We start from the raw sequence: 22,706 nt of genomic DNA, 5'->3' as shown, positions 1-22,706 counted from the left end.
TCAATGGATAACAAGGAGCTTATCGAAAAGAGACTGTTGGATATTCGTCCAGACATTCAAGCAGATGGTGCAGACTTCCAGATTGTGGAAGTTACGGATGATGGAATAGTTACTTTGAAGATCAAAGGCAGCAAGAATAACAAACCGAGGACGCGGGAGACGTTGAAACGTCTTTTGGATTATGTCCTTCGCAACGATTCTGAAATTGAACTTTACCAGAAGATAGAAATGATCGTTTGGGAGACACCCCGGGAAAAAGGTTTTAAAGGGTATTTTAAAAATTTATTTTAAGGAGAAAGAAATGAAAGAACGTGTAGAAGCAGTATTAGAAAAGATTAGACCGTCTTTGCAAGCTGATGGTGGAGATATTGAACTGATTAATATCACCGAGGATGGTGTTGTTGAAGTGAAGTTGAAAGGTGCCTGCGGTGGATGTCCTATGGCTCTTCTGACACTGAAGAATGGTGTAGAGCGTGTGTTAAAGGCAGAAATCCCAGAAGTTAAAGAAGTAGTTGAAGTGAAATAGCATTATCGTATAAGAATAAGTAGGCCTGGTACTAGATATAGTACCGGGCTTATTTTTTTGCATAAATAACTACTATATAAGGAAAATAATGAGAGCTGCTCTATTGCATTGCTACACATGATGATGTATTATGAGAACAGGAAACACTATATATAGTGTTTCAAGAATAAATAATTCTACAATATGGAGGGTAATATGATAACCAGAGTGCAAAAAAGGAATGGCGACATCGTGGATTTTGACATTACTAAAATTGAGAGAGCCATCTTTAGTGCTGCAGAGTCTGTGGGCAGCGAAGACAAGGATAAGGCGAGAGAATTAGCAGAAATGGTCCAAAATATTGTAGTAGAAGTGTTTGGGTTTGGCATCCCAAGCGTTGAGGATATTCAGGATATGGTAGAAAAGGTGCTGATTGAAGATGGTCGTGCATCGACTGCCAAAGCGTTTATCCTATATCGCCAGAAGCATTCTGAACTTCGTGAAGCGAAGAACCTATTCCTTGATGCTGAATCCATGGTGGATGATTATATTTCACTAGCTGACTGGAAGGTTAACGAGAATTCAAATATGGGCTTTTCCCTCCAAGGACTGAATAACCATATTGTAGATTCGATTACCAAAAAATATTGGCTAAATAAGATTTATGAAAAAGATATACGAGATGCTCACGTGGGTGGAGATTTACACATACATGATTTGGGACTGTTGGCTCCGTATTGTTGCGGATGGGATCTTGAAGGACTTCTCATAAACGGTTTCCAAGGGGCTGTCGGCAAGATTCAATCTAGACCAGCAAAACACCTGGGTGCTCTGTTGGGACAAATTGTAAACTGGTTGTATACCTTGCAGGGTGAAGCGGCTGGTGCACAGGCTATTTCCTCACTAGATACGTATGTGGCTCCCTTTATTGCCTATGATGAGTTGAGCTACGAGGAAGTAAAACGTGCAGTACGAAGCTTTGTGTTTAATCTGAACATTCCGACTCGTGTAGGATTTCAAACTCCGTTTACCAACATCACCTTGGATATTGTAGCGCATCCCCTTCTCAAAAACGAGAAAGTTTTGATTGGTGGAGAACGCAAGGATCGCACGTATGGTGAGTTCCAAAAAGAAATGGATATGTTTAATACAGCCTATTGTGAAGTAATGATGGAAGGCGACGGAGCAGGTCGAAGCTTTAGCTTCCCCATCCCAACCATCAATATAACGGATGATTTTCCTTGGGATTCCGATGTTTCGAATGCAGTGATGGAGATGACTCGTAAATTTGGAACTCCGTATTTTGCCAATTTTGTAAATTCGGATATGAAACCAGAAGACATCCGTAGCATGTGCTGCAGACTAAGACTAGACAACCGAGAGCTCAGAAAACGTGGTGGTGGTTTGTTTGGTGCCAATCCTCTAACAGGTAGCATCAATGTTGTAACTTTAAATATGTCCCGCATTGGATATTTATCCAATTCAGTGGAGGAATTCAAGTCACGGGTACGTGTACTAATGGAAAAAGGTAAACGCATCTGTGAAGCCAAACGTGAGATGCTTGAGGGATACATGGAGTCAGGTCTATATCCTTATAGCCGTTTTTATCTCCAAGGTGTGAAGGATGTACAAGGAGAGTACTTCAAGAACCACTTTAATACCATAGGCTTAAATGGTATGAATGAGGCTTGTATTAACCTGCTTGGTGAAGACATTACGACGGAAGAGGGCCAGGAATTTGCGATAGAGATTATGGATTTCATGAACAAGGTTATTGGAATCTACCAAGAAGAGACGGGTACTTTATGGAACCTAGAAGCTTCTCCGGCAGAGGGTGCGGCCTACCGCTTTGCTAGAATCGACAAGCGAATTTATCCGAATATTGTGACCGCAGGAGAAGATGAGGTGTACTACACCAATTCCACGCAGTTGCCTGTAGGCCATACGAATGATATTTTTGAGGCGATGGAATTGCAAGAACCCTTACAGACTCGCTATACAGGTGGTACGGTCTTCCATGCCTTTATCGGGGAGGAAATCGAAAGTATCGAGACGGTTAAATCGGTTCTAAAAAAAGCATTCCAAAATTCAGAGATCCCGTATATAACCATTACGCCAACCTACAGCATTTGTCCCAACCATGGCTATCTGCGTGGTGAACAGCCAGTATGTCCCGACTGTGGGATGGAAACGGAAGTTTGGACTCGAGTGGTCGGCTTCTTCCGCCCAGTTAAGTCATGGAACAAAGGTAAAAAGGAAGAGTATAAGCAACGAGTTGAATTTGAGACTGAACTTAGCTTAAATAGAGCTCAGAAGAATGACAAGGAAGCTGTATAGATGATTATTGGGGGTCATTTGAAGAGTTCATTTATTGATTACCCAGATAAGGTATCTACTGTTTTCTTCACGAGGGGTTGTAATTTTCGCTGCCCCTACTGCCATAACTCAGAACTAGTTTTGAATGCTAGTGGTGATACAGAATCTTCCTATATTCAGAATTTTTTGGATAAGAAGAAGAAATATCTGGATGGCATTGTCGTCTCTGGAGGTGAACCTACTATTCACAAGGATTTGCCGGAATTTTTGGCTTGGCTTAAAACTTGGGGACTGCCTCTAAAACTGGATACGAATGGCACAAACCCGAAAATGCTAAGACAATTGATAGGCAAGGGATTGGTGGATTACGTTGCGATGGATATTAAAGCGCCACTACGGAAATATGGAGAAGTTGCGGCGGCCATTGTATCCATTCAAGACATCCAAGAAAGCGAAGCGATACTGATGGATTCCGGTATAGGGTATGAGTTTAGAACCACAGTAGCGAAGGAATTGTTGAGTCTTGCGGACATCCGTAAGATAGGACAGGAAATTCATGGGGCCAAGCGATATGCCTTGCAGCGTTTCAAGGATAATGAGGAAGTGCTAGCTGGCGTTGGAAAATTTACTTCCTATGCGCCAGAGGAACTGAATCTTTTGCAAGAAGAGCTTGGTGAGCATATAGAAACTGTATTAATTAGATAGAAAGTGCGGGTGGCCTGATGGCCCACCCGCACTTTGGGTTTTCTGTGATATAATTGTGTGTAGTTGGTGAGAAGTTTTGATAATTTACTTGACAGGCAAGGGAGTTAAATCTATACTTGTTTCAATCAGTAATAGTATTGCGATTCATCTAAAGGTAATGAGAAAGACAAGTCTACTTGCAGAACGAGTTTCAGAGAGCCGGCGCTTTGGTGTAAGCCGGTACGAATTCCCAAGATAGATATCACTTTCGAACTGTCGGCCCCAATTAAGTAAGGTCGAACGGGAGGGCCCGTTATAGCTTAGACGTTGATTGACGTTGTGAGTGATGAAAGCAGGGTGGTACCGCGTGAATAATATCTCGCCCCTGGCATAAGCCCAGTGGCGGGATTTTTTTTAAATTAAATTTCAGTTTTGTTTCTAGGTTTCAATATTGAAGGAAAGAGGAATGTCATGATTATTTATTTGAATGGAAAGTATGTACCAAAAGAGCAAGCAGTAGTATCTGTTTTTGATCATGGACTATTGTATGGTGATGGAATATTCGAAGGCATTCGCGCCTATCACAACCGTGTTTTCAAGATGGAAGAGCATATTGACCGCTTATATGAAAGCGCAAAGTCCATTATGCTGAATATCGGGATGAGCAAGGATGAGATGACAGAAGTGGTTTTGGAGACCATGCGTAAGAATGATTTGCGTGAAGGGTATATCCGTTTGTTGGTGACCCGTGGTGTTGGAGATTTGGGTTTAGATCCTAATAAATGTCCCAAAGCAAGTGTAATTTGTATTGCGGCTGACATTCAACTATACCCGGCTGAGTTATACCAAAAAGGGTTGAAGATTAGTACTGTTGCAACTAGAAGAAATATTTCTGAAGGTGTAAACCCCAGAATTAAGTCTCTTAACTATATGAACAACATTTTAGCGAAGATTGAAGCAGTACAAATGGGTTGTGCTGAAGCATTGATGCTGAATAATGAAGGATACGTGGCGGAGGCTACAGGCGATAACGTGTTCTTGGTGAAAAAAGGTACCCTTTTAACCCCACCATCTTCCGTTGGTGCCTTGGAAGGTGTTACGCGCAATACCGTAATGGAACTTGCGGAAAAAAGAGGTCTCAAAGTTAAGGAAGCCTTGCTTACACGTCATGATGTATATAATGCAGATGAGTGTTTTCTAACAGGATCTGCTGCAGAAGTTATCCCGGTCGTATCCGTGGATGGACGTCAGATCGGTGACGGTACACCCGGTGAGACAACAATGATGTTAAATGCTGATTTCGGCGAGCTGACCAAAATAGACGGCCCTGAAATCTTCTAGATAAGGAGTAAACCATGAGAAGTGATATCGCCAAATGCGGCGTTAACAAAGCCCCACATAGATCATTACTTAAAGCCAGCGGATTGACGGAAGAAGAGATTGCAAGACCTCTTATCGGAATCGTTAATTCCCATAACGAAATCGTACCGGGGCATATTAACCTCGATAAAATTTCGGAAGCGGTTAAGGCCGGTGTCCGGATGGCTGGCGGAACCCCGCTGGAATTTCATACCATCGCCGTGTGTGACGGTATCGCCATGAACCATAAGGGTATGAAATATTCCTTGGTTAGCCGTGAACTGATTGCTGATACGGTAGAAATTATGGCTACGGGACATCCTTTCGATGCTTTGGTCTTCGTACCCAACTGCGATAAGGTGGTACCGGGCATGTTGATGGCTGCAGCCAATGTTAATATTCCATCGATCTTCGTGTCTGGTGGACCTATGTTGGCTGGCAGACATAAAGGAAAATCAATCAGTTTGTCAAATATGTTTGAGGCAGCTGGTAGTGTGAATGCTGGCAAAATGACCGAACAAGAGCTTTTGCAAATGGAAAATGAAGCTTGTCCTACGTGTGGCTCCTGCTCAGGTATGTTCACGGCCAATTCCATGAATTGCCTAACAGAAGCCATCGGAATGGCTCTACCTGGCAATGGTACAATTCCTGCGGTTTTTTCGGAACGGATTCGTTTGGCCAAACATGCAGGCATGAGAATTATGGATTTGCTGAAGCAAGACCTTAAGCCAAAAGATATTATGACGGAGGCAGCTTTCAGAAATGCAGTTAAGGTGGACATGGCATTAGGATGTTCTACGAATACAGCATTGCATATCCCGGCCATTGCTCATGCAGCTGGTATTAAGATGGGCTTTGAGGAGTTTAATGAGATGTCAAAGATTACACCTCAAATTTGCAAGCTTTCTCCAGCATCAGATACACATATTGAGGAATTGTATTACGCGGGTGGCATCCAAGGTGTTATGAAGGAACTGGCTAGCCAAGGCTTGTTGGATACTTCGCTGCCTACTGTATCCGGTAGTATAAAGGATAATTTGGATCAAGCTGTCATCACAGACAGAGAAGTAATTCGTACCAAGGAAACAGCATACAGCCAAGATGGTGGTCTAGCTATTCTTTGGGGTTCTTTGGCACCGGATGGCTGTGTAGTTAAAAAAGGTGCAGTAGCTCCGGAAATGATGACCCACAAAGGCCCAGCCCGCGTTTTTGAATCGGAAGAAGACTGTGTTGAAGCGATTAATGCGGGCAAAATTGTTTCGGGAGATGTCGTGGTTATCCGGTATGAAGGTCCAAAAGGAGGACCGGGAATGCGCGAAATGTTGACACCTACTGCAGCCATAGCCGGTATTGGTTTGGATAAGGAAGTTGCATTGATTACAGATGGACGTTTCTCTGGGGCAACTAGAGGTGCTTGTATTGGCCACGTATCGCCTGAGGCAGCAGCAAAAGGTCCGATTGGGTTGGTCAAAGAGGGAGATATGATTTCAATCGATATTCCCAATAACAGCATCGATTTATTGGTGGATGATACGGAATTGGCCCAAAGAGAAAAACAGTTTGTTGCCAAGGAACCGCCAATTAAGACAGGTTATCTCAAGCGCTATGCTATGATGGTGACCTCTGCGAATACGGGGGCGGTGTTCAATGATTAAAATAGAAAACATCCGAGGTGCGCAAATCGTCGTTGAAGCTTTGAAAGCAGAAGGCGTCGATACCATGTTTGGTTATCCTGGTGGTGCCAACATGGTCATCTATGATGCTCTCTACGACGAAAAAGAGATAAACCATATATTGACTAGACATGAGCAAGCGGCCATTCATGCCGCGGACGGCTATGCTAGAACTACAGGAAAACCTGGCGTTGTTCTAGCAACTTCTGGACCGGGCGGGACCAATCTGGTGACTGGTTTAGCCAATGCCTATATGGATTCGGTGCCCCTCGTTGCTATAACAGCCCAAGTGGGAAGGTCTCTGCTGGGTAAGGATAGCTTTCAGGAGGCAGATATTGTGGGTATAACCATACCCATAACCAAGTACAGCTATCTTGTGAAAGATATTAAGGACCTAGCACGCATCTTCCGGGAGGCCTTTCATATAGCTACGACTGGACGTCCTGGACCGGTTTTGATTGATATTCCGAAGGATGTTACCCAGGAAATGGCTGATTTTATTTATCCGCCCGAGATGGACCTCCCCGGCTACGCAGTTGAGACGAATATTGATATGGCTGAAGTAGATGCTGCACTAAAAATGATTTGTAGCGCTTCACGTCCGATTATGTTTGTAGGTGGTGGTGTTAGAAATGCAGGCGCGGCTAAGGAAGTATTGGCTTTGGCTGAAAAGCTAAATATGCCGGTTTCTTGGTCCCTGATGGGCAAAGGCGTTATACCAGATGACCATGAACTGAATATTGGTATGGTGGGAATGCATGGTACCGCATATGCCAATTATGCTTTTTCAGAGTGCGACTTGATTTTGGGTATCGGTGTTCGTTTTGATGACCGAGTTACTGGAAAGTTGTCTACTTTTGCTAAAAATGCCAGTGTGGTTCATGTGGATATTGATGATGCTGAGATTGATAAAATCGTACCGACTAGTTCCGCTGTTCATGGTGATGCCAAAGAAGTAACACAATTGTTCCTTCAAAGATTGGGAGAAGTGGAAGATCGGAAGGATATCACGCAATGGCATGATCGAGTGGGAGATTGGAAGAGGTCTCATCCGCTTTCCTATGAACAAAAAGATGTCATCAAACCACAGTACGTATTGGAAACCATCAATAGACTAACGAAGGGCGAATGTTTTGCAACGACAGAAGTAGGGCAGAATCAGATGTGGAGTGCGCAGTTTTTGCAGGTAAAGACTCCGGAGCAGTTTGTTACTTCAGGGGGACTAGGCACGATGGGCTTTGGTTTTCCTGCATCGATCGGAGTACAACTGGCTCACCCAGACAAAACGGTTCTTTGTTTGGCAGGTGATGGCTCTTTCCAAATGAATATCCAAGAATTGCAAACCGTTAAGGAACTAAACCTTCCGATTAAGATTGTCATTTTGAACAATGGGTGTCTAGGTATGGTGCGTCAGTGGCAGGACTTATTTATGGATAAGCGCTATGCCTGTACTGTATTTTCAGACAAACCTGATTTTGTGAGAATTGCTGAGGCGTATGGAATCAGAGGCCGCATGGTTATGAATCCAGAAGAAGTTGAGGATGCAATAAAAGAAGCGCTTCTTCATGATGGACCCTACCTTTTGAATATTGCCATTGAATCGGAGGAGAACGTATTCCCTATGGTGCCCGCTGGTGGCTCATTGAATAACATGTTGAAATAGTGAGGTAAATAAGATGAAACATACATTGTCTGTATTGGTTGAGAACAAGCCGGGCGTCCTGACGAGAATCGCTGGACTGTTTGCTAGAAGGGGTTACAATATCTCCAGTCTAGCAGTTGGAGAAACGGATGACCCAGATGTATCTAGGATGACCATCGTAGTTTCAGGAGATGAAGTGGTCATAGAGCAGGTCTGCAAACAGTTGAACAAATTGGTTGACATTATTAAGCTAACCGACATTACGGACAAAGAATTTATCGCACGGGAAATGATTTTCATTAAGGTCAACTGTTCCGATGCGAAGGCTAGAATGGAAATCTTGCAGTTCGTGGACATCTTCCGCGCTAGAGTAGTGGATATCGGCAAGGATACCATGATTATTGAAGCAACGGGTGAAGCAGGTAAGCTCGATGCGATTGAGGACACTTTGAGACCTTTTGGCATTCGTGATTTTGTACGAACTGGTCAGATTGCCATGGTGCGGGGGATCAAGAATCCCAAGCACAACAAAAAATCCCACTAGGAGGATACCATGAAAATGAAAGCGGCGGAAAGCCTAATGAAAATATTGGAAGACCAAGGCGTGGAAGTAATCTTTGGTTATCCTGGTGGAGCAGTGCTTCCCCTATATGATGCTATTTTGAAGAACGATAATATTGAGCATGTTTTGGTTAGAAATGAGCAGGCTGCGCCACATGCGGCATCTGGCTATGCGCGGATGAAGAATCGTACTGGTGTATGCTTGGCAACTTCTGGTCCAGGCGCTACCAATCTGGTGACAGGCCTGGCGACTGCCTACATGGACTCGGTTCCTATTGTGGCGATCACAGGTCAGGTGTCTACACCAATGATTGGAACGGACGCTTTCCAGGAAGTAGACATAACCGGCATTACCATGCCGATAACCAAGCACAATTATCTGGTCAAGGATGCCAATGAATTACCACGAATTATCGCGGAGGCATTTCATGTTGCTTCGACTGGTCGTCCTGGCCCGGTACTAGTTGATATTCCTAGGGATGTTGCGGATACCATGATTGAGCATCCAGACGAAATAGTTGTAAATATTAAGGGATACAAGCCGACCTATAAGGGCCATAATTCCCAGATTAAGAAGATTGTTAAGGCGTTGGGGAAAGCCTCTAAACCATTGATTTTAGCTGGTGGCGGGATGCAATATGCTGGAGCAGGAAAAGAGTTATTGCAATTTGCGGAGTGCATTGATGCACCCGTAGTAACAACCCTAAATGCAATCAGCGTTTTCCCGGAGACAAATGAGCGTGCGCTTGGTATGTTGGGCATGCATGGACGGCCAGCGGCAAACTATGCAGTGTCCCATTGTGATTTGTTGATATCCCTTGGTGCTCGTTTTGGTGACAGGGCAACAGGGTCTGTGGCCAAATTTGCTAAACAAGCGAAGATTATACATATAGATATTGACCCGGCGGAGATTGGAAAAAATGTACGTGCCGACGTACCAATAGTTGGTGATGTAAAAATCATTCTGAAGGACTTAAACGATGCGATGACCCAGCAAGAACATGCGCCTTGGTCTAAGCAAGTAGCTGAATGGAAGCAGACACATCCTATGCAGGACCAGTATGGCAATGAAGCAGATTTGAAGCCCCAAAAAATTATTGAAAAATTGGGAGAGTTGACTCGTGATCGTGCTGTGGTGACTACGGATGTAGGCCAACATCAGATGTGGACAGCACTTCATTATGGTTTTGTAAAGGAAAGAAGCTTCATTACTTCTGGTGGATTGGGAACCATGGGATATGGGTTGCCGGCAGCCATCGGAGTACAGATGGCAGATCCAAAGCAGTTGGTAATCTGCATAACGGGAGACGGTAGTTTTCAGATGAATTTACCAGAGATGGCAACGGCCATTGAGCATTGCCTTCCAATAAAGATTCTTTTGATGAACAACTCGAGTTTGTCGCTAGTAAAGCAGTTGCAACATTTCCAATGTGGCAAGCGATATTCCGGGATTGATTTTACGGCAAATCCTGATTTTTGCATGTTGGCGCAAGCGTACGGTGCTAAAACTTTCCGAATTGAGACGGAAGAAGAAATGGAAGACAAGTTGAAGCAGGCTTTGGCTTCTCCAGGTCTTACCTTGATTGAGTGTATCGTTAGTAATGAGGAAATGGTATTTCCATTCGTGCCTGGAAAAAAAGGCTTGGATGAGATGGTTAGTTTTAACGAAGTTGATTAAGATTTAGTAGCTATGTAATTTGAATAAGGAATAGTAGGAGGATTTAAGATGGGTATGACCATTACGGAGAAAATCTTAGCCGCACATGCCGGACTTGACGAAGTCAAACCGGGTCAGCTGATTAATGCGAAGCTGGATATTGTGTTGGGTAATGATATTACTTCTCCTGTTGCAATTAATGAGTTTGAGAAGGTTGGCTCTGAAACAGTCTTCGATAAATGCAAGATCTGTTTGGTGCCGGACCACTTTACACCGAATAAAGACATTAAATCTGCTGAGCAGGTTAAACAGGTAAGAGAGTTCGCTAACAAACATGAGATTGAGAACTTTTTCGAGCTTGGACAGATGGGTGTTGAGCATTGTATCTTGCCGGAACAAGGATTGGTAGGGCCAGGGGATGCTATTATTGGTGCGGATTCCCATACCTGTACGTATGGCGCCCTAGGTGCTTTCGCTACTGGCGTGGGTTCTACAGATATGGCTGCTGGTATGATTACTGGTGAAGCTTGGTTCAAGGTGCCAGAATCCATTAAGTTTGTCTATAAGGGTGAGTTGCAACCCCACGTGAGTGGTAAGGATTTAATTCTTTACACAATCGGGGATGTTGGAGTTGATGGCGCTCGTTATATGGCCATGGAGTTTACGGGTCCGGTTATCGATAATCTGCCCATGGACGACCGCTTTACCATGTGCAATATGGCTATCGAGGCAGGTGGTAAGAACGGAATTATTGCCGCTGATGAGAAAACCATGGAGTATGTGAATGGTCGTTTTAAACGGGAAGCAGTGGTTTACCAATCGGATGCAGATGCGGAGTATGCTAAGGTTATAGAATATGACTGTTCTAAAATAGAGCCTCAAGTTGCTTTCCCACATTTGCCTGAGAATACCAAACCCATTTCTGAAGTGGGAGATATTCGAATTGACCAAGTCGTCATCGGGTCCTGTACGAATGGTAGAATTTCTGACCTGCGGATTGCAGCTGAGTTTCTAAAGGGACAAAAGGTTGCTTCCCATATACGTTGCATCGTGATTCCTGGTACACCGGAAATTTATCGTCAGGCTATGCATGAAGGCTTGTTTGATATCTTCTTGGATGCGGGTGCGATTGTGAGCACTCCAACTTGTGGCCCTTGTCTGGGAGGACATATGGGGATTTTAGCCAAGGGTGAGCGCGCAGTTTCCACAACAAACAGAAACTTTATTGGACGTATGGGCCACCCCGAGAGTGAAGTCTATTTGGCTAGCCCTGCGGTAGCAGCATGTAGTGCAATAAAAGGTAAGATTGCAGGTCCTAAGGAGGTGCTTTCCAAATGATTCTACAAGGTAAAGTATGGAAATTTGGGGATGATGTAGATACAGATCAGATTATCCCGGCAAGATATCTTAATTCATCAGATCCGAAAGAATTGGCGAAGTATGCCATGGAGGATGCCCGGGCTGGATTTGCTGAAATCGTTGGCCAAGGTGATATCATTGTGGCCGGAAAGAATTTCGGTTGTGGTAGTTCGAGAGAGCATGCGCCTATTTGTATAAAGGCTGCAGGCATTACTGGTGTAATAGCTCCTTCCTTTGCCAGAATTTTCTATCGCAATTCAATCAATATTGGCTTGCCTATCTTTGAATCCAAAGAAGCCGCGGAAGCGATTGAGGAAGGCCATGAAGTGAAAATAGATGCCACGAGTGGTGTTATTGAAGATATGACGACTGGCAAGAGTTATCAGGCAGTACCGTTTCCTGACTTTATGCAGGAACTGATTGCTGCAGGTGGACTGATGAACTATATCAAAAAGAATAAGATGGATAAGTAGGAGGAATGATGCATAAAATAGCAGTTTTACCAGGTGATGGCATTGGGGTGGAAATTGTCCCGGAGGCCATCAAGGTACTTAATAAAATCAGTGAAATATATGGCTATGAGTTTGAGTACACAGAAGGATTAATCGGTGGTGCAGCGATTGATAAAACAGGCAAACCTCTACCCGAGGAAACACTGGAATTGTGTAAGGCTTCTGATGCCATTCTTTTAGGAGCTGTAGGCGGTCCTAAGTGGGATAGCCTGCCTGTTGCATTGCGTCCTGAGGTAGGTGCACTTCTACCTATTCGGAAAGAATTAAAACTTTTTGCCAACATTCGTCCTTGTGTTCTGTTTGACGCCCTTGCTGATGCGTCAACCTTAAAACGGGAAGTAATAGAAGGTGTAGATATCCTTACCATTCGTGAACTAACAGGAGGAATCTACTTTGGTGGGAAGACGCGAGAAAAGACAGCGACAGGTGAAACCGCTACAGATATGATGACCTATACGACAGAGGAAGTGGAACGCATTGCGCGTCTTGCTTTTGAAGTAGCTCGGACTCGCAAGGGTAGGGTTACCTCTGTGGACAAGGCCAATGTATTGGAGAGTTCTCGTTTGTGGAGAGAAACCGTGATTCGTTTGCACGATGAGGAGTTTCCGGATATTGAATTAGAACATCTCTATGTAGACAATGCGGCCATGCAACTGATTCTTAGACCTTCATCCCTTGATGTGATCGTTACGAGCAATATGTTCGGGGATATCTTGACAGATCAGGCATCAGTACTTACTGGTTCCATTGGTATGTTGCCATCCGCTAGTCTAGGTGGCGATGTAGGTCTTTATGAGCCAGCTCATGGTTCGGCACCGGATATTGCAGGACAAGGAAAAGCCAATCCTTTGGCTACGATTCTGTCTGCTGCAATGTTGTTGAAGTATTCTTTCAAATATGAAGAAGCTTCACAAAAAATCGAAGATGCGGTAAAAGAATATCTTGACCGTGGCTATCGTACCCCTGATATCATGCAGGAGGGAATGCAGTTGGTGGACACTCAAACAGCGGGTGACCTCATCTGTGAAATCATCGGAGGTTAGTACCATGAACAGAGTATCCATATACGACACGACACTCCGAGATGGAGGTCAGGGAGAAGGCGTCAGCTTTTCTGTTAAGGATAAAATAAAAATTGCACTCAAGTTGGATCATTTGGGTGTGGATTATATTGAAGGTGGTTGGCCCGGTTCTAATCCTAAAGACTTGGAGTTTTTTAAACAAGCAAGAGAGTTGGATTTTGAGCATGCCACACTAACGGCGTTTGGTAGCACCAGACGTCCTAACGGTAAGGTGGAAGAGGATGCCAATCTGAAGGCCTTCATTGAATCTGGCGCAAAAGTAATTACCATTTTTGGTAAAACTTGGGATTTCCATGTGACGGATGCTCTAGGTGTGCCTTTAGAAGAAAACCTAGCTATGATTCGGGAGTCTATCCTCTTTTTGAAAGACCACGGGAAACGTGTTTTTTACGATGCGGAACATTTTTTCGATGGTTTTAAGGCCAATCCAGAGTATGCAATTAAAACCCTCTTGGTAGCGCAAGAGGCAGGTGCTGAATGCATCATCTTATGTGATACGAATGGTGGTTGCTTGCCGCATGAAGTTGTTGCGATCATGGATACATTGAAAAAGTCTATTACGACTCCGCTTGGAATTCATTGTCATAATGATGGTGACTTGGCAGTTTGCAATTCACTAATCGCTGTAGAGGCTGGTGCTAGTCAAGTGCAAGGCACGATGAATGGCTTGGGCGAGCGCTGTGGGAATGCGAATATCTGTTCAATCATCCCCAACCTTCAATTGAAGATGGGTTATGATTGCTTGGGTGAACGTATCTCATTTTTGACAGAAGCAGCACGCTATGTGGCAGAAATTGCCAATTTAAGTATGGCTACGGGGCAGCCGTTTGTGGGACATAGTGCCTTTGCACATAAGGGTGGCATCCATGTGAGTGCTGTGATGAAAAATCCTAAGACCTATGAACATCTCAATCCGGAAGATATTGGCAACAAACGCCGTGTTCTGATTTCGGATCAGTCTGGGGCCAGCAACTTGAGATACAAAGTGAAGGAGATGGGCCTAGAATTTCCGGATGATAAAAACTTGCAAAGAAGCATTATCAACAAGGTCAAAGAAATGGAGCATGCTGGCTATCAATTTGAGGGCGCAGAAGGTTCCTTCAAGCTTTTACTTAAAAAGGAGACAGGGGAATTTGAGCCAGGATTTGAGCTTGATTCATTCCGTGTGATAACCCAAAAGCTAGGCAATTCAAAGGTCCATTCCGAAGCAACCATAAAGCTTATGGTGGGAGACAAAGTAATGCACACAGCAGCTGATGGCAATGGCCCCGTTAATGCTCTCGACAATGCTCTACGGAAGGCGTTACGTGTTGGTTATCCAGAGATTGAAGAAATGCATCTAGCAGACTACAAGGTTCGTGTACTAGAAGGCAAGGATGCAACGGGTGCCCAAGTACGGGTTTTGGTAGATTCTAAGGACCAAAATGACGAGTGGGGTACGATTGGAGTTTCTTCAGATATCATTGAAGCCAGCTGGCAGGCACTAACCGATTCAATCAGTTATAAAATGATGAAAGATAAGAAAAATGGTAATGGCACCAGCAAGAAGTAGAAACATTTTTAGGCTGCCGAAAAGAAAAAATAGAATAATTAGAAGTATGAAGGCGAGCCGAAAGGTTCGCCTTGTTTTTGGAAACTTTATCCTAGAGGTGTTGGAATAAACACTTAAAAATTAGTAGAGATTTAGATGGGATCATGTATGTATTGGTATTTTTCAACTCTCTTATATGGATCCATAATAGGTACTTCTTAATTTCCAATAATAAAATTATTGACAGCAAGCCTATCCTCCTTTATTATTAATGCATATACAATTTAGATAAGAGTAAGACTAAGAAGAGGAATAGTAGGTATAATGAAGCCTATAGAGAGACGTCGGTTGGTGGAAGGCGTTAGGTGGACTTATGTTGAACTGGCCTCGGAGTTTCCGGCTGAAAGAATAGTAAGCTAGGACGGGTTCGACCGTTACATCGGAGATATGCACTAGAGTGGTAGCCTTTGTCTCTTAGACGAGGGTTTTTGTTTTTATTGCATATCGTAAGAGTAGCCATATGGCTAAACTTGAGTGGTACCGCGGAAGTAGCCCTTTCGTCTCAGATGAGACGAGAGGGCTTTTTATGTATATAAAATTGGAACAAGCTGAAAAACTAGAGAAAGTAGAGAAGAGGAAACTATGGAAAACAAACACGTAAAAGAATACAGAAAGTTCAAGACCATTAGCCTAGCAGACCGCACCTGGCCAGACAAAGAGATAACCCAGGCACCCATTTGGTGTAGTGTGGATTTAAGGGACGGCAACCAAGCTCTACCTAAGCCGATGGGCATTCGGGAAAAAATGGAAATGTTTTTATTCCTAAAGAATATGGGATTCAAAGAAATAGAAATTGGATTTCCCTCTGCCAGCGAAACAGAATATAGATTCTTGAGAAAACTAATAGATGAAGGCGCAACAGAAGGGGTCACCATACAAGTACTTACGCAGGCTAGAGAACACCTCATAAAAAGGACTTTTGAAGCATTGAAAGGTGTAGAAAAAGCCATTGTACACGTATATAACTCCACCAGCACCCAACAACGAAATATGGTGTTTAGAAAATCACAGGCAGAAATTAAGGATATCGCTATTGCTGGAGCAAAAATGTTGGTAGAGGAAGCAGCCAAGTATCCAGAAACAGAATTTATTTTTGAATATAGCCCGGAGAGCTTCACTGGAACTGAGATGGAATATGCGGTAGACGTATGCAATGCTGTCATTGATGTATGGCAACCCACACCGGAGAAAAAATGCATTCTGAACATCCCTGCTACGGTTGAAATGTCCTCACCGAATGTATATGCCGACCAAGTAGAGTGGTTCTGCAGGAATATTGACAAAAGAGATTCCGTACTCGTATCTCTTCATGCCCACAATGACCGTGGTACAGCGGTAGCAGCCACGGAGCTGGCTATGCTTGCTGGAGCGGACCGAGTAGAGGGAACCCTGTTCGGCAATGGTGAACGCACTGGTAACGTAGATATATTGAATGTTGCCATGAATATGTATTCCCAAGGTATTGACCCCCAAATCTATGTGGAGCAAATCAATGAGATTACCAAGATGTACAAAAGATGTACAGGCATGGATATTCATGATCGGCATCCATATGCAGGAGCATTAGTGTATACCGCATTTTCTGGTTCACACCAAGATGCCATACGCAAAGGCTTGGAATTCAACAAAGAGAATAACTCAATATTCTGGGACGTTCCGTATCTGCCTCTTAACCCAGACCATATTGGCAGAAAATATGAACCCATTATCCGCATCAACAGTCAGTCTGGCAAAGGTGGTGTAGCTTTCATACTAGAACAAGAATTTGGCTACAAACTACCGAAAAAGATGCATCCGGAAGTATCTGTCTCAGTACAGAAAGTCAGCGATGATACCGGTAAAGAACTGAAACCGAACGAAATCTTCGAAATCTTTAGCAATGAGTTTGTCAATGTAAAAGAACCTCTTTCACTGGTATCCTTTAAGAGTACCTACAAGGATGATGAAAAAGACAAGGTAAAAGTTAAGGGTTCGGTGCTATTAGATGGAGAAGAAAAGAGCATCAGGGGTATGGGCAACGGACCAATATCAGCTTTTTTCAATGCAATCAAGGAACTGGGGTATGATGGCTACAAATTAATAGACTATACAGAACATGCCATTTCGGATGGCGCCGATGCTATAGCAGCAGCGTACATCGTATTATCGGACAAGGATGGAATAATGCACTACGGTGTTGGAACGGATGCAAATATCAACAAAGCCTCTGTTATAGCGCTTATTTCTGCTTTAAACCGCTTCGCGTAATTTGTTGCTATATAGTGAGAATAGGTTTACCATATATTAAAGTATTAAACGATGTGAGGTAGCATGAAAAAGAAAACAATCAATATTATTGCATATTTATTATTAATTGGACTGGGCACGCTTATGGCTCGTCAAGATCTGGGGATACAAGTTTTTCCTGTATTCGGTGAAGCGAAAAGAATTGGATTAGGGTTGATTTTAGTACCCCTGATGGGAATCTTGTATGGACCAATCCTTGGTGCTGTAGGTGCCTTGGCCATGGCTTATTTCGGACAAATGCTTAGTCCGATAACCGCCTTTGCCGGTCCTTACACCTTTGTAATGGCTCCATTAATTGCTTTGAGTTGCGCCTGGATAAAGAAAAGAAATTGGATTCTATCCCTGCTATTGGCTCTGGCTGTGATAGGCTTTTGGTATTACAAGGTCCCCGCTGATTTGAATACGGGTTCACTAGCATTGATTTTTACCTTGTCAGTGCTTGCCTATACGATAGTAGCGGGAGTCTACGGAACTGGGTTCACAACATCAGACAATTACTTTGTGCAGGTAATGGGTTTCTTGATTGTGGTGCTGGCTGGAATGCACGTGGGTGTTTTTATAGCGGCCACCCTTTCAGTTGGATACTATGAACTGCCCGCCTTTATGTGGGAAAACATGAACACCTATACCTTTCTCAGCATTGCCTATATCTTTTCCTTTGTAGCCTTGCTACCAGTGTTGCTTTTTAAAATTCTTTTACCCAACTTTGGATTCGTTCTAGGGAAGGAATATTTTTGGAAGGATCACGGTAAACTAGCCAAAAAAAGAGAATTGCACGACCGATAAAGGGCGATTGCCCTTTTTTTCTTCCACAAATCATGGGATTAAGGTAAAATAAAATATGTCCATGACAATGGATGCTCTGCCCCTAGCGGGTGGCCTAGTTGTTGTATAGGAGGAAGAATATGCTTGATTATGAAGAATTGCAGGAAGCTCTGATTGAGGGAGACGAAGAAGAATTATTGGATCAAGTGGAAGATTTGCTAGAACAGGGTGCATCCCCGGTGGCAATCATTGCAGACGGCATGATGGAAGCAATGGCAATTGTGGGAGACCGTTTTGGTTCAGGTGAAATGTATGTTCCGGAAGTTCTAATGTGTGCTAATGCCATGAATATGGCGGTAGATAGACTAAAACCCTTATTGGAAGGAGAAAAAATTGAATCCAAAGGGAAAATAGTTCTAGGTACAGTCAAAGGAGACCTACATGACATCGGGAAAAATCTGGTAGCGATGTTTCTAGAAGCAAGTGGTTTTGAAGTATTGGATTTAGGGGTGGACGTATCCCCTGAAAGCTTTGTCAACGAAGCGAAAAACGGTGCACAAATTATTGGCATGAGTGCCTTGGTAACCACCACCATGAAGGTCATGAGCGAAGTAGTGAAAAAACTAGATTCCGAGGGACTACGTGACTCGGTCCACGTTATTGTAGGAGGCGCTCCACTCAGCCAGGAATATGCAGATGAGATTGGGGCGGATGGATTTTCCAAAGATGCCGCTAGTGCTGCTAGGTTGTGTGCAGGATTATTGGCGTAGATTTGTAAGGCGGTATAACATATTATTGTTTTCAACACGATACTTCTAGGTTATAATGACGTAGAAGTATTTTTTTATAAGCGGCGATATTTTTATTTGGGAGGATAATTATGGATATGGTAACGATGAACTTTCCTGTTGAAGCGATGAAACTCACCGTATTGAACAAAGCGGAAGAGATTCTTGCAGAACTAAAGGAAAGCTCCAATGAAAAAGCAACACCAGAAAAAATTAAGTCGGTATATGACGAACTGTTCTTTCCGGCATCCCCGGAAAACAGACCCTATACCTTCGGCTCCATCGTTTTGTCTATGGATGGAAAAATGGCCTATGAAGATGACCCACAAGGTCCCTTAATTGCAGCTAAAAATCTGTTGGACCTAGATGGTGGACTTGGAGATTTCTGGATTTTAAATGTACTCAGAGCCTATGCAGATGGTGTAATAATTGGTGCTGGAACCTTAGCAGCTGAACCCTTGATGATTTCAAACTGCTTTGACCAAGACTTGGTAGATGCTCGCTTTGAAGTGCTAGGCAAAAAGACTGTTGCACCAATGAATATCGTTGTTTCCTTTGATGGCACAGATATCCCCTTGGAGCATGGCGTATTTTCCACAGAAGGATTAGCAGCTGCCATTGCAACTTCACCAGATGGTGGTGACTATCTAAAGACTAATTTCAAAAACAAGCATATAATCTTTGGACCGTATGCAAACACCGAAGAAGTGGATATTGCTGAAATTAAAAAGAAAATGGCATCGGACGAAAAAGCCATACCCATTTTCCTAACCGGCAAAGGATCAAACCCTGATAGTGCTGTATTAATGTATATCCTTAAAAAGATTGGTCTAGAAAAACTCGTGATTGAATCACCTTCCTATATGTGGCATTTGATGAGTATTGGCGCTATGGATGAGATGTTTATTAACTATTCTTCTGTATTTGTGGGAGGCCATAAAGCACCAGGTGCTTTTCATGCCTTCTCGGTGAATGCGCATCCACATTCCCAAATTTTAACTACAGCAATGCATAAGAATAATTTCATTTTTACTAGACAAAAATTATATTATGGTTTGGTAGAAGATGAACCGGTACGTGACGAACGCACCATGTAGCTTTCTGCTTTACAAATTTATGGGGAATGAGTTATACTGTATGAGTAAATAGGGTATCTTGCAAGATACCCTATTTTATGGACAAATACAGTATGCATAATGATGCATGTAGCATACTTAATTTGGAGGAGCCATGAGAAAAAAAGAAAAAGATTACATCAAACTCTTAAAGATCTATTAACAGGATGCCTGAACTAGTGCACTGTTTATTGTAGAGGAGGATGAAATATGGGAAAACTTTTTATGATGGAGTTTCCAACAAAGCAAGTAAAAATTGAGAATTGTTTCAGAGACGAAGCAGTCCTTGGCGATATAAGGGCTATTAGCCCAGATAAGACCATAGACAAGATCCAAGAAGTTTATGGAGAAATGCTATTTCCACCAGCACCAGAAGACAGGCCGTATACCTTCTGCTCTGTCGTTCTTTCGGCAGATGGAAAGATGGCTTTTACAAATATGTCGGCTGGCCCACTCATTGCAAAAGAAAATTACTTTGACCCAGACGGTGCCTTGGCAGATTTTTGGATGCTCAATGCGATGCGTGTCTACTCTGATGGAATTATTTTGGGTGCAAAGACCTTACAAAGCGAAGCACACAATACTAGCCATATTTTTGATATCGAGATGGCCAAACAAAGAGTAGAACAACTAGGTAAATCAGCATGCCCTATGAACATAGTCGTATCGTTCGACGCCCAGGACATACCCTTTGAACATATTATTTTCGATGTAGACGAAGAAGAAAATTTTCCAGTAGCCATTGCTACATCACCCGAGGGTGGAGAGTACGTAGATGCTCATTTTGAAAGAAACCACTATTTGGTTGGTCCTTATAAATCTGTAAATGAGATCGACGAACAAGAGATTAAAAAAATTGAAGAACTAATGAAAGCAAATATAGGCATACCCGTATTTATTACAGGAGAAGACAATCGTCCTGACTCAAGAGTATTGCTATATTTGTTACGAAAACTAGGACAAGAAAGACTTTTAATTGAATCACCAAGCTACAATTGGCACTTGATGGAAAACGATATGTTAGATGAATATTTTATCAATTATTCCATGGTGTATGCAGGCGGAGGTATTACGCCTGGTTACAGCCGGGGCTTTGAGCACAATCGACATCCGCATGCAAAATTGCTGACGGTTGGTACCCATAAATCTAGCTTTATATTTACGAGACAGAAGATTTTTTACGGTGTAACTAGCCAAGAGGATTTAAGCAAATACAAGTATTAGTTATGTAGGGAGACAGTAGATGGAAAAGAAAAAGATTGACCTACTAGTCGTAAATACGACAGTAGTTACATTGGATAAAGAACGTCGCGTCCTCTATGATGCTGCGATTGCAGTTGAAAAGGGCCGAATATTGGAAGTAGGAGACAGCAAACTGCTGGAGTCCAAATACCAAGCAGACGAAGTGTTAAACGGTCTTAATAAGACGGTCTTCCCAGGATTTGTGAATACCCACTCTCACCTATTTCAAGGTGCAATGAAGGGGTTGGGACGTGATAAGAGCTTGTTTGATTGGTTGGATAGCTCGGTACGCTTCGCTTTACATGAAACAGGGTATGAGGAAGTCTATGCGGCAGCAGTAGTAGGTGCAATCGAAAACCTACGCTCCGGTTCCACTACCGTGTTGGATTATCACTATGCCCATGCCAAGGAGCGGGGTATGGATGACGCGGTAACCCAGGCTTTTGAGGATGTTGGGATTCGTGGTATTTTAGGTAGAGCTCACACAAAAGTCGGTAAAATGCCGGAAGGCGCAGCCTGTCCACACGTGGAAACGGAACAGGACTTTTTCGATGATGTGGAAAGACTTCAGAAAAAGTACGCAAACCATAACACAATCAGTTTGGCACTAGCTCCTGGCATTATCTGGGATCTTTCGGAAGAAGGATACAGGCAGTGTCGGACAGTAGCAGATAAATACAAAATACCCATCACGATGCATGTGCTTGAAACAGAAGACGACAACAAGTTTGCTCAAGACGTATACGGGCTAAACACGATACCCTTTCTAGAAAAAACAGGGGTGCTAGGTCCGGATTTCATCGCTGTACACTGTGTGGATATGTCTGACGAAGACTTTGATATTTTCAAGAAACACGATATAAAGGTATCGCATAACCCAGTTAGCAACATGATATTGGCTTCTGGTGTTGCACCGATTCCTAGAATGCAAAAAGAAGGCCTTACCATTTCGCTGGCTACAGACGGGAGTGCCTCAAACGATACGCAGGATATGATCGAAGTTATCAAAACTTCTGCTTTAATTCACAAGTGCGTATTAAGAGACCCGGAAGTAATGAGTGCTTCGGAGGTATTGGAAATGGCCTCACTAGGTGGTGCGAAGGCTATTGGACGTCAAGATGACCTGGGAGCTATAGAAGAAGGCAAGGTAGCAGACTTCTGGCTGATGAATCCGATGACCTCGCGTTGTGTGCCGGTTGCTGATCCCGTGGCTGCCTTGGTCTACCACAGTACTCAACAAAATGTAGATAGTACAGTAGTGGCTGGCAAGGTTATCCTTAAAGAAGGAAAGATTCAAACAGTGGATGAGGAAGCAGCCCTTGTAAGACTTCAAGAGGTAGCCTACAAGCTCAGAGAACGTGTAGGATTGGGCAATACACAGTGGAATCAAAAAATCAAAGTAGGACCCTTTCAATAGTATAAATGTGTACTACCGCATAGCCTATTGTAAAAAGTTTATTGAAGTGCTACTATGAAGAGCGGAATTTAAGCGTGTTTGAGATTTATACCAATGTGGTACCATCTTCAGGACGCTACTTTTTCGGCTTAAGGATGAGTACGACAGCATTA

Annotated in this window: 19 protein-coding genes and 2 other annotated features; all 19 genes read left to right on the top strand. The window is 43.2% G+C overall.

From position 1 onward, the window contains the following. Positions 1 to 3 precede the first annotated feature (3 nt). The 19 genes from JR334_08345 to JR334_08255 all read left to right on the top strand — a co-directional run bounded on the left by JR334_08345 (position 4) and on the right by JR334_08255 (position 22,554). Entirely contained in the window at positions 4 to 291 is a 288-nt protein-coding gene (locus tag JR334_08345) for a NifU family protein (GenBank protein ID QRN84977.1), read from the top strand. 10 nt (positions 292 to 301) lie between these two features. Then, complete coding sequence (locus JR334_08340) at positions 302 to 526, top strand: NifU family protein (GenBank protein ID QRN84976.1); 225 nt, start codon at positions 302 to 304, stop codon at positions 524 to 526. A 195-nt stretch (positions 527 to 721) separates the two neighbouring features. Further along, the gene (locus JR334_08335; protein ID QRN84975.1) at positions 722 to 2,842 is read left to right on the top strand and encodes a ribonucleoside triphosphate reductase; all 2,121 of its coding nucleotides are present in this window, start codon (positions 722 to 724) and stop codon (positions 2,840 to 2,842) included. Then, a complete protein-coding gene (locus JR334_08330) occupies positions 2,843 to 3,526 on the top strand; it encodes an anaerobic ribonucleoside-triphosphate reductase activating protein (protein ID QRN84974.1) in 684 nt (227 codons plus the stop codon). Positions 3,527 to 3,674: 148 nt separating this feature from the next. Then, positions 3,675 to 3,895: a binding site (T-box leader), on the top strand. 81 nt (positions 3,896 to 3,976) lie between these two features. Beyond that, a complete protein-coding gene (gene ilvE, locus JR334_08325; protein QRN84973.1) occupies positions 3,977 to 4,846 on the top strand; it encodes a branched-chain-amino-acid transaminase in 870 nt (289 codons plus the stop codon). A gap of 14 nt (positions 4,847 to 4,860) precedes the next feature. Beyond that, positions 4,861 to 6,519 carry a dihydroxy-acid dehydratase gene (ilvD, locus tag JR334_08320; protein QRN84972.1) on the top strand — a complete coding sequence of 553 codons (1,659 nt, stop codon included), beginning with the start codon at positions 4,861 to 4,863 and terminating at the stop codon, positions 6,517 to 6,519. After that, entirely contained in the window at positions 6,512 to 8,200 is a 1,689-nt protein-coding gene (gene ilvB, locus JR334_08315) for a biosynthetic-type acetolactate synthase large subunit (protein QRN84971.1), read from the top strand. Before ilvD ends, ilvB (JR334_08315) begins: the two co-directional genes overlap by 8 nt. Before the next feature lie 13 nt (positions 8,201 to 8,213). Then, positions 8,214 to 8,723 (top strand): acetolactate synthase small subunit, encoded by a 510-nt coding sequence (gene ilvN / locus JR334_08310; protein QRN84970.1) that lies wholly within the window; start codon positions 8,214 to 8,216, stop codon positions 8,721 to 8,723. 9 nt (positions 8,724 to 8,732) lie between these two features. Further along, entirely contained in the window at positions 8,733 to 10,418 is a 1,686-nt protein-coding gene (gene ilvB / locus JR334_08305; GenBank protein ID QRN84969.1) for a biosynthetic-type acetolactate synthase large subunit, read from the top strand. A gap of 48 nt (positions 10,419 to 10,466) precedes the next feature. Next, positions 10,467 to 11,735: a 3-isopropylmalate dehydratase large subunit gene (gene leuC, locus JR334_08300; protein QRN84968.1), complete on the top strand. Its 1,269-nt coding sequence runs from the start codon at positions 10,467 to 10,469 to the stop codon at positions 11,733 to 11,735. Then, the gene (leuD, locus tag JR334_08295; protein ID QRN84967.1) at positions 11,732 to 12,229 is read left to right on the top strand and encodes a 3-isopropylmalate dehydratase small subunit; all 498 of its coding nucleotides are present in this window, start codon (positions 11,732 to 11,734) and stop codon (positions 12,227 to 12,229) included. The genes leuC and leuD overlap by 4 nt, the downstream gene beginning before the upstream one ends. Positions 12,230 to 12,237: 8 nt before the next feature. Beyond that, entirely contained in the window at positions 12,238 to 13,311 is a 1,074-nt protein-coding gene (leuB, locus tag JR334_08290; GenBank protein QRN84966.1) for a 3-isopropylmalate dehydrogenase, read from the top strand. 4 nt (positions 13,312 to 13,315) lie between these two features. After that, on the top strand, positions 13,316 to 14,902 hold the full coding sequence (locus JR334_08285; protein QRN84965.1) for a citramalate synthase: 1,587 nt from the start codon (positions 13,316 to 13,318) through the stop codon (positions 14,900 to 14,902). A 272-nt stretch (positions 14,903 to 15,174) separates the two neighbouring features. Next, positions 15,175 to 15,449: a binding site (T-box leader), on the top strand. A 74-nt stretch (positions 15,450 to 15,523) separates the two neighbouring features. After that, positions 15,524 to 17,188, top strand: a complete 1,665-nt coding sequence (gene leuA / locus JR334_08280) for a 2-isopropylmalate synthase (GenBank protein QRN84964.1) — start codon at positions 15,524 to 15,526, stop codon at positions 17,186 to 17,188. Positions 17,189 to 17,251: 63 nt separating this feature from the next. Next, positions 17,252 to 18,013, top strand: coding sequence for a hypothetical protein (locus JR334_08275; protein ID QRN84963.1), 762 nt, complete (start codon positions 17,252 to 17,254; stop codon positions 18,011 to 18,013). A 119-nt stretch (positions 18,014 to 18,132) separates the two neighbouring features. Continuing rightward, positions 18,133 to 18,762: a corrinoid protein gene (locus JR334_08270; protein ID QRN84962.1), complete on the top strand. Its 630-nt coding sequence runs from the start codon at positions 18,133 to 18,135 to the stop codon at positions 18,760 to 18,762. 110 nt (positions 18,763 to 18,872) lie between these two features. Further along, on the top strand, positions 18,873 to 19,877 hold the full coding sequence (locus tag JR334_08265) for a dihydrofolate reductase family protein (protein ID QRN84961.1): 1,005 nt from the start codon (positions 18,873 to 18,875) through the stop codon (positions 19,875 to 19,877). Between the two features lie 228 nt (positions 19,878 to 20,105). After that, positions 20,106 to 21,119: a pyrimidine reductase gene (locus tag JR334_08260; protein ID QRN84960.1), complete on the top strand. Its 1,014-nt coding sequence runs from the start codon at positions 20,106 to 20,108 to the stop codon at positions 21,117 to 21,119. A 19-nt stretch (positions 21,120 to 21,138) separates the two neighbouring features. Beyond that, positions 21,139 to 22,554, top strand: a complete 1,416-nt coding sequence (locus tag JR334_08255) for an amidohydrolase (protein ID QRN84959.1) — start codon at positions 21,139 to 21,141, stop codon at positions 22,552 to 22,554. The last annotated feature ends 152 nt before the right edge of the window (positions 22,555 to 22,706 follow it).

The organism is Clostridia bacterium, from assembly GCA_016887505.1.
Lineage (GTDB): Bacteria > Bacillota > TC1 > TC1 > UBA5767 > UBA5767.
Note: the sequence above shows the minus strand (reverse complement) of the source record. Positions and strands in the feature narration are given on the sequence as shown.

Bases quoted from the DNA above. Each gene is read 5' to 3' on its own strand.
- JR334_08275 (QRN84963.1), top strand. From the start codon at position 17,252: ATGAAAAAGAAAACAATCAATATTATTGCATATTTATTATTAATTGGA.
- leuA (QRN84964.1), top strand. From the start codon at position 15,524: ATGGAAAACAAACACGTAAAAGAATACAGAAAGTTCAAGACCATTAGC.
- JR334_08330 (QRN84974.1), top strand. From the start codon at position 2,843: ATGATTATTGGGGGTCATTTGAAGAGTTCATTTATTGATTACCCAGAT.
- leuC (QRN84968.1), top strand. From the start codon at position 10,467: ATGGGTATGACCATTACGGAGAAAATCTTAGCCGCACATGCCGGACTT.
- leuD (QRN84967.1), top strand. From the start codon at position 11,732: ATGATTCTACAAGGTAAAGTATGGAAATTTGGGGATGATGTAGATACA.
- ilvE (QRN84973.1), top strand. From the start codon at position 3,977: ATGATTATTTATTTGAATGGAAAGTATGTACCAAAAGAGCAAGCAGTA.
- leuB (QRN84966.1), top strand. From the start codon at position 12,238: ATGCATAAAATAGCAGTTTTACCAGGTGATGGCATTGGGGTGGAAATT.
- JR334_08270 (QRN84962.1), top strand. From the start codon at position 18,133: ATGCTTGATTATGAAGAATTGCAGGAAGCTCTGATTGAGGGAGACGAA.
- ilvN (QRN84970.1), top strand. From the start codon at position 8,214: ATGAAACATACATTGTCTGTATTGGTTGAGAACAAGCCGGGCGTCCTG.
- JR334_08265 (QRN84961.1), top strand. From the start codon at position 18,873: ATGGATATGGTAACGATGAACTTTCCTGTTGAAGCGATGAAACTCACC.
- JR334_08335 (QRN84975.1), top strand. From the start codon at position 722: ATGATAACCAGAGTGCAAAAAAGGAATGGCGACATCGTGGATTTTGAC.
- JR334_08260 (QRN84960.1), top strand. From the start codon at position 20,106: ATGGGAAAACTTTTTATGATGGAGTTTCCAACAAAGCAAGTAAAAATT.
- JR334_08285 (QRN84965.1), top strand. From the start codon at position 13,316: ATGAACAGAGTATCCATATACGACACGACACTCCGAGATGGAGGTCAG.
- JR334_08345 (QRN84977.1), top strand. From the start codon at position 4: ATGGATAACAAGGAGCTTATCGAAAAGAGACTGTTGGATATTCGTCCA.
- JR334_08340 (QRN84976.1), top strand. From the start codon at position 302: ATGAAAGAACGTGTAGAAGCAGTATTAGAAAAGATTAGACCGTCTTTG.
- ilvB (QRN84971.1), top strand. From the start codon at position 6,512: ATGATTAAAATAGAAAACATCCGAGGTGCGCAAATCGTCGTTGAAGCT.
- JR334_08255 (QRN84959.1), top strand. From the start codon at position 21,139: ATGGAAAAGAAAAAGATTGACCTACTAGTCGTAAATACGACAGTAGTT.
- ilvD (QRN84972.1), top strand. From the start codon at position 4,861: ATGAGAAGTGATATCGCCAAATGCGGCGTTAACAAAGCCCCACATAGA.
- ilvB (QRN84969.1), top strand. From the start codon at position 8,733: ATGAAAATGAAAGCGGCGGAAAGCCTAATGAAAATATTGGAAGACCAA.